The organism is Clostridium sp. AM28-20LB, from assembly GCF_003480665.1.
Taxonomy (GTDB): Bacteria; Bacillota; Clostridia; order Lachnospirales; family Lachnospiraceae; genus Otoolea; species Otoolea fessa.
Genome location: NZ_QUJN01000014.1, coordinates 1 through 7,511, shown reverse-complemented (window position 1 = coordinate 7,511; position 7,511 = coordinate 1). Strand labels below are relative to the sequence as shown.

Sequence of the window (7,511 nt, the reverse complement as noted above, 5' to 3'; positions counted from 1 at the left end):
CAGGATTCCTTGCAGAAGTAGGTGATATCAGCCGCTTCAACAATCCGAAGGAATTGCAGAAACTTGCAGGATTGGCATTGGTTGAAAATAGTTCAGGAAAGCACAAGGGCGAGACAACAATAAGCAGACGAGGTCGAAAGAGACTCAGATATCTGCTCTTTGAGGTTGCAATGTCACTTGTGTCGAAGAACCAGGAGTTCAGGGAACTCCATAATTATTACATAACCAGAAGACTAAATCCATTGAAGAAAATGCAGTCACTTATGGCAATTGCAGCCAAGCTGATACGAGTCTTTTATGCCATGCTGACGAAAGGCGTAGATTATGATCCGAAAAAGATGGTCAGTGACATCAAGAGACCAGCAGTTTATCTACAGGTTGCGTAAGAAAGACAAGTAACTGTAATGGAGGCTGTCATGTGGACAGCCACTGAATCAAGTGGAATGTAACAGATAACGTCCACTGATCATAGTGCTGGAACAGGAAGCGAGTCAGTAATCAATAATACAAAGAATGAGCCAATAGTCGGCAGAAATCATCACCAAGGGGCATGACCCCGTAAAGGAGCATAGCTGACACCCTGGTTATGGGCAGGCAGAACGAAGGAAGTTAGGACCTCTGGAGACAGAGATGATCCTGGTGGATATAGGAGGTTAGCTGCCATAGAGGGAAGGGTATACGCAAGGCCAGTAAAGCGAAAATCAATGACGTTTTATTTCGTATACAATTCAACCGCTATTTCAGTACCTGATACATCGAAATGCTCATAGCTGTGGCTTATTCACTGAGATATGAAAGGTTGAAAAACCTTGAATTTTCAATAAAAAACACTTGATTATATGAGGAGGAGATATAATAATGGATAAAGTAGCAGTTTTAATTCCGTGCTATAACGAAGAAAAAACAATTGGAAAAGTTGTGAAAGATTGGAAAAAAGAATTACCAGATGCAATGGTTTATGTATATGATAATAATTCAACCGATAATACGGTAGAACTGGCAAAAAAAGCTGGGGCAATTGTGCGGTATGAGCATAGTCAAGGTAAAGGTAATGTTATTCGAAGAATGTTCAGAGAAATTAATGCTGAGTGTTATATCATGATAGATGGAGATGATACCTATCCAGCGGAATATGGAAAAAATATGGTGGAGCTAGTACTCCATAAAAATGTAGATATGGTTATAGGGGACAGGCTTTCATCTACATATTTTGAAGAAAATAAAAGACCATTTCATAATTTTGGAAATAGTTTAGTAAGAGGGAGTATTAATCGATTGTTCCATACCAACATTCGAGATATTATGACAGGATATCGTGCATTTAGTTATCTTTTTGTGAAAAGTTTTCCGGTTCTTTCCAAAGGATTCGAAATTGAAACAGAAATGACGATCCACGCAGTTGAGAAAAATATGAGTGTTGAAAATATGATAATTGAATATAGAGATCGCCCGGAAGGAAGTGAGTCAAAGTTAAATACATATTCTGATGGCGTAAAAGTTTTAAAGACTATTGGAAGATTGTATAAAAATTATAGACCGATGAACTTCTTTGGAATAATGTCAGTTTTACTATTTGTTTTGTCTCTGATATTGTTTGTGCCGGTGTTTTTTAAATATTTACAGACAGGATTAGTTCCTAATTTTCCAACGCTAATTGTATCAGGCTTTATTGCATTATCCGCGTTGATTTCATTCTTTTCAGGACTCATTTTATCGGAAATTGTGGAGAAAGAACGTAGAGAATATGAATTTAGATTACAAACGATTGAAATGAGCAAGGAGAGGATTGTTAAATGAATGTATTAAAAGAAAAATATAATGAAGTAAAAATTATATTTTCGATAGTAATGGGATTTATAGGTATAACCGGAATACAGATGCAATATTTGAATTATGCTCAAAATGTTCCGGGGGGGGGTATTCTGGCGATTGTATTTTTCGTCACCTCCAAGTTGTATTATCAAATTTCGATAAAGAGAGGTATTAGATTTTATATCCAAGTTGCTTTATCTGCTTTTTATGCAGTGATTTTGAATTTTGGAATTCAATTGGATTTGTTATCCACAATCCAATTGAATGGAATCACACTTTTAAGTCTACTTTTTTTAATGATTGAAATATTTCCATTTATCGTTTGCATGATGGAGTATTTTGATAAAAAAAAGATTGTTGGTAAAGAAGATAAAAAAAGTTTAAGAAATTGTTTTGTTATAATTCTTTTTGCTTGGATAATGGCATATTTGGCACTGTTTCCAGGGGTTTATGCAACAGATGCACCATATTGGTATCATGAGTTTTTGAGAAAAGATATTCCTATATCATCTCAATGGTCTCCAGTATATTGTGGAATATTTTATTTGTTTGTTAATAGTGGAAAGCTTTTTTTTGATAATTATTCCATAGGATTTGCAGTGTTTACTTTACTGCAAATGAGTATTTCACTTTATGTTATCTGGAATATCTTATCATTTATAAATGATAAGACAAACAAAACGTTGGTGATTCTATCTACACTTTTTTTTCTGTTGCCTATGCATGTAATTCTTTCCTTAACATCAGCGCAAGATTCAATTTTTACAGCGTCTTTTGCCATGGTGGTCTTATTGCTAATTGAATATTTGCTGGATGAGCAATTTTTGGACAAGAAAAATACTATAAAATTGTTTTTATGGATGTTTTTAATGTGTGTCATTAGAAATAATGGAGTATATGTTCTTGCTTTTGTGCTTCTGACTGCTTTATTGTTGAAAGCCAGAAGAAAATTGTTGATGTTATTGACAAGCGTTATAATATTGGTAGCTGTGTATCAAGGACCGGTATATGCTTTGTGTGGAGTACAGAAGGGAACGGCACTGAGAGAGATGCTGAGCTTACCCTTGCAACAAATGGCGTGGGTATATAATAATGATGATTTGACGGAAAAGCAACGCAAAGAGATGCAAAGCTTTGTCCCTGATGAGGGATGGAAAAATTATATGCCCTTTATTTCGGATCCGGTAAAATCAAATTTAAAAGTAGAAGAGGTACAGAGGGATAAGATTTCTTTTTTGAAATCATATATAAAATTTGCTGCTTTTGATTCAATAGGATATGTACAGGCATTTGGATTACAGACTCTGACTTTATGGTATCCAGACAAAAACTGGCCGGATGCCAGACCATGGCATCCATATATAGATATCCTGTGTTATGATAAGTCGGTGGCATATGATCCTGGATTTGAGATTAATAGAGAAAGTTTGTTTCCGAGTTATCAATTATTGTTAGAGAATTTGTATGGAAAGGGAATTCCAGGTAATGGTTATGGTGGAAGTTTGAAAATGATTTTTTCTAAAATACCGATTTTTTCGATATTATGTCAGGCAGGATTTTATAGTTGCCTTTTGCTTTTTCTCGGTGTGTATACTCTTTTGATTAATAGAAATAAGAAAATAATTTTGCTTTTGAGTATGATATTTGGTATATGGCTTACTGTACTTTTAAGTCCAGTAATTATGTATCGTTACTGTGCACCTTTTATATTTACAGCTCCACTATATATTTCGTCAATGTTCCTTTTGAAAGAAGAGACCAGGAGTAAATAAAAGTTAAATAGTTTACGGAGGAAAAAACATGAACACAACCCTCATCATCATGGCTGCCGGTATCGGTTCTCGTTTTGGAACCGGTATCAAACAGCTGGCTAAGATGGCTCCGAATGGAGAGATTATTATGGATTTTTCGATTTACGATGCGAAGGAAGCTGGTTTTACAAAAGTTGTATTTGTAATTCGGAAAGCCATTGAGAAAGAATTTAAAGAAGTGATTGGAAATCGCTTATCTAAGGTTATGCCTGTGGAATATGTCTATCAAGAGTTAGAAGACTTGCCTGAAGGCTATCATGTTCCAGAAGGACGAGTAAAACCATGGGGAACCGGGCAGGCAATTCTGGCTTGTAAAGATGTTGTGAAAGAACCATTTGTGATCATCAATGCAGATGATTATTATGGGAAAGAAGCTTTTTCGAAGCTTCATGAGTTCCTGCTTTCTGGAAATACAGATGCGGATAAGATAAATCTGGCAATGGCAGGCTTTTCTTTAAAGAATACGCTGAGTGAAAACGGAGCGGTTACCAGAGGTGTCTGCGTGGCAGATGAGGCGGGATTCTTGAAAGAGGTCGTTGAAACGACGGGAATTCAGTGTGTAGATGGAAAAATCCAGTGTGATAATGCGAAGGTAAGCAAATGGATCACACCGGATACGATGGTATCCATGAATATGTGGGCCGGATATCCGGATTTTTTGCGGTACATAGATGAAGGATTTGCCAGATTCCTTGATGCATTAGGGGAAAATCCGGAGAAGAAGGAGTATCTTCTCCCAAATATTGTGGCGGAATTGCTTGAAAAGAAGTTAGCTTCCGTAAAAGTTTTGAATACGCCGGACAGATGGATTGGAATTACTTATAAAGAAGATATAGAACCGGCGCAGGAGGGATTCCGACAGATGATAGAGAGTGGATTATATCCGGAAAATTTGTGGGATTAGGATAAAGTAAGAACAAATGAAATTAGAGAGAAACAGGATGGTTGAAGTTTTATTTTACACAGCCGTCTTCACCAAACAATTCTACCTTCTCCCCAGCGGCAGCATCGGCATCGCGGATCTGTTTTTCGCCTTGTCCGGTGCCCTGGCGCTTATCATGGCGTGGAGAAGTGGTAAGAAAATCTGGTATCAGGAAGATTTTCCCTGGGTGGTCTTCCTGATATTTGCAGCTGTCATTAATGGCATTTATTTTGTTCGGACAGGAAAAGGAAGTTTTCCGTTACATACGCTTTATTGGATTTATTCTGCATTCCTGATCTGGACGTTCCGGACACTTTATTCGGATTCGTTTATGCGGGGACTTTGCTGGATATGTCGGATCAACCTGGTGTTTCAGACAATTGTTTTGATTTCCGGACGAGGACGCTATTTTCATGAGAGCTGGGGCGGTTCTCGGTTTATGGGAACGTTTAATGATCCGAACCAGTTTGCTTTTTTCATCTTTACGATGATTCTGGTGCTTTTTATGGAATACCGGCGGAAGGCAGAGTATACAGTCAAGACACGGATTGCGTGCTGGGGAATGTTTTTTGGGGGAGTTCTTCTGATTGGAAAAGCAAAATCAACCGGTATGTTTGTGGGACTGCTTGCCTTTTTTGTAATACTGGCATGGCAGTTTTTCTGGGAAAGATGCACGCACTCAAAGTATAAAAAACTCTGGTGGTTCGGCGGGGCAGCTGTTGTAGTGATGCTGGCGCTGGGCGTCTATCTGATCTGGCCAGGGGCAGATTTTGATGTTTCGCAGACGGATTATACGCTTCTTTCCAGAATCCAGCAGAAAATATGGAAACTGGCAAATGGAAATCTCTATGATCTGCTATATGACAGAAGTGCGGAGCGGCTGGTATTGACGCCTCAGTATCTGTTTTATGGAGCGGGAGAGGGCTTTTTTGAACGTTTTATTCCGTATGATGGATTTGAAAAACTTTTGAGTCCGGGTGTGTTTGATGTATTTCATGTCAATGAGATTCATTCCAGCTTTTTTGATGTGTGGTTTTCGTATGGGCTGATTCCTACCACATTTCTGGTGTATTGGATTGTGAAAAATGTGGTCCGGTGTGAGAAAGCGCAGAGGGCGGCGGTGCTGGCACTTCTGGCAGAGAGTTTTACGCTGATGAACTGCAGGCAGCCGTTTTTCTGGTTTGTTATTGTGATGGCGGGAATGTCTGGGAAGAAGGGAAGAAGGACATGAATTTGAAATACCTCATTCGTATGCCTGCCATTTTGATTTCAGGTATTTTGGCGGGGACTATTTTTTTGTGGCTTGCCTTTCTTATACCGGATAAGTTGATTTATGAACATGGTGCAGAGTCAGTGGAAATCTTTACCGGTGAAGGACTCTATCCGTTTGTTGGAAATACGCCGGCGGAAGAATTGGATAACTGGACGGATTCGCTCATGATCCATACAGCCTGTTATCAAAAAGAAGATGCGTCTGCTTTAGAGAGTGCAGTCGCTGCCTATCGACCGGTTTATCAGGATGCAGATCCAATTACATCATTTCGAATGGATGTGAAAGGGATAGATAATGGGATGGAAATAACTTCGTATGCGCGTTATTGGCATGGTTATTTGGTATTCCTGCGCCCACTACTCTTTTTTATGGATTATCAGGGAATTCGGGCACTTACAAATTTGGGAGTTGTGTTTACTCTGCTGCTTATAACAGGAACATTGATTAGGCAGAAACGCTACTGTTTGATACTTCCATTTTTATGTACGGCACTGTTTTTGAGACCGTTGGCGATTGCGTTTTCGATCCAGTTTTCAAGTGTGTATTATGTGATGATATTCAGCCTGTTTTTGATTTTGGTCTGTCGGAATCAAATGGAACAGGACGGGCGCTATCTGTATCTGTTTTTGATAAATGGCATGATAACTGCTTATCTGGATTTACTGACTTATCCTGCGGCAGCACTTGGAATTCCACTGGTATTTTTCCTGGCAACGGGGAAAATGGTTAACTTCCTTGAAAAACGGCACACCGCATTCTCGTTACTTTAGTGACGAGTTAGGTGTGCCAAATTTTTTATCAAGATACAGAACTAGTGTTTGCCAAATGCGGGTGCATATGGTATAATATAAACATGGAAAAAGATATATTTACTATTAAGGAAAATTCACTTTCATATGGTAGAGGATATGTGTATTCTTTGCAATATCATCTTGTCTGGTGCACGAAATATCGAAAACAGGTCCTGAAAAATGGGATAGACGCGGAATGTAAAAAAATGTTGTATGAGCTTGCGGAGGAATACAAATTTAGGATTCTGGCGATGGAGGTTATGCCAGATCATATTCATTTACTTCTGGATTGCAAACCGCAATTTTTTATATCAGACATGATAAAGATTATGAAGGGGAATCTGGCACGTCAGTTGTTTCTTTCGCATCCAGAATTAAAACAGGAGCTGTGGGGAGGACATTTGTGGAATCCATCGTATTGTGCAGTTACCGTAAGTGACCGAAGCAGGGATCAGGTAGTGGCATACATTGAGGGACAAAAAGAGAAGGAAAAAAGAAAGTAGGAAACTTTATGCAGATTGTATCCAGCTATGGAGTAGAAATTAAAAAAAAGAATATACCGCTCCGCTCTACGCTGGATATTTTTCGGAAGGCAGTTTCCTATCTGATTCCGGTGTATGCAGAGACCTGGGAAGAACTTTCAGAAATCAGAAATCCACAAAAACGCTTTAATGAAGCGGAACATCTGGTATATGAGACAAAAAAGAATCATGCCAGATTTCTGTTTGACCGTCATTTCCCTAAGATGCCATCTTATCTGAGAAGAGCGGCGATTCAACACGCACTTGGAGCAGTGTCCTCCTATCAGACACGCCTTGGTTTGTGGGAAAAGGGAGAACTGAGGGGAAGACCGAAGCTGGTCTGTGAGAATCATGCGATGCCGGTATTTTATCGGGATGTCA

7 protein-coding genes and 1 pseudogene are annotated in these 7,511 nt (G+C 38.8%); all 8 read left to right on the top strand.

Features of this window, described 5'->3' with window-relative positions:
• A partial coding sequence (locus tag DW739_RS14625; protein ID WP_147355664.1) for a transposase occupies positions 1–386 on the top strand: 386 nt, incomplete at its 5' end.
• 472 nt (positions 387–858) lie between these two features.
• Entirely contained in the window at positions 859–1,797 is a 939-nt protein-coding gene (locus tag DW739_RS14620) for a glycosyltransferase family 2 protein (RefSeq protein WP_118538483.1), read from the top strand.
• Positions 1,794–3,584, top strand: a complete 1,791-nt coding sequence (locus DW739_RS14615) for a DUF6020 family protein (RefSeq protein WP_118743269.1) — start codon at positions 1,794–1,796, stop codon at positions 3,582–3,584. The genes DW739_RS14620 and DW739_RS14615 overlap by 4 nt, the downstream gene beginning before the upstream one ends.
• A 28-nt stretch (positions 3,585–3,612) precedes the next feature.
• On the top strand, positions 3,613–4,527 hold the full coding sequence (locus tag DW739_RS14610) for a sugar phosphate nucleotidyltransferase (protein ID WP_107001627.1): 915 nt from the start codon (positions 3,613–3,615) through the stop codon (positions 4,525–4,527).
• A 37-nt stretch (positions 4,528–4,564) separates the two neighbouring features.
• A complete protein-coding gene (locus DW739_RS14605) occupies positions 4,565–5,776 on the top strand; it encodes a hypothetical protein (RefSeq protein WP_243023797.1) in 1,212 nt (403 codons plus the stop codon).
• Positions 5,773–6,588, top strand: a complete 816-nt coding sequence (locus DW739_RS14600; protein WP_118685167.1) for a hypothetical protein — start codon at positions 5,773–5,775, stop codon at positions 6,586–6,588. Before DW739_RS14605 ends, DW739_RS14600 begins: the two co-directional genes overlap by 4 nt.
• Positions 6,589–6,671: 83 nt before the next feature.
• Positions 6,672–7,112 carry an IS200/IS605 family transposase gene (gene tnpA, locus DW739_RS14595; RefSeq protein ID WP_118743270.1) on the top strand — a complete coding sequence of 147 codons (441 nt, stop codon included), beginning with the start codon at positions 6,672–6,674 and terminating at the stop codon, positions 7,110–7,112.
• A gap of 8 nt (positions 7,113–7,120) precedes the next feature.
• Positions 7,121–7,511 (top strand): annotated as a pseudogene (locus DW739_RS14590) (IS200/IS605 family accessory protein TnpB-related protein); the annotation flags it as partial.

What these genes read in the sequence shown, in the direction of transcription:
- DW739_RS14620 (WP_118538483.1), top strand. Translation starts at nt 859, where the DNA reads ATGGATAAAGTAGCAGTTTTAATTCCGTGCTATAACGAAGAAAAAACA.
- DW739_RS14615 (WP_118743269.1), top strand. Translation starts at nt 1,794, where the DNA reads ATGAATGTATTAAAAGAAAAATATAATGAAGTAAAAATTATATTTTCG.
- DW739_RS14610 (WP_107001627.1), top strand. Translation starts at nt 3,613, where the DNA reads ATGAACACAACCCTCATCATCATGGCTGCCGGTATCGGTTCTCGTTTT.
- DW739_RS14605 (WP_243023797.1), top strand. Translation starts at nt 4,565, where the DNA reads ATGGTTGAAGTTTTATTTTACACAGCCGTCTTCACCAAACAATTCTAC.
- DW739_RS14600 (WP_118685167.1), top strand. Translation starts at nt 5,773, where the DNA reads ATGAATTTGAAATACCTCATTCGTATGCCTGCCATTTTGATTTCAGGT.
- tnpA (WP_118743270.1), top strand. Translation starts at nt 6,672, where the DNA reads ATGGAAAAAGATATATTTACTATTAAGGAAAATTCACTTTCATATGGT.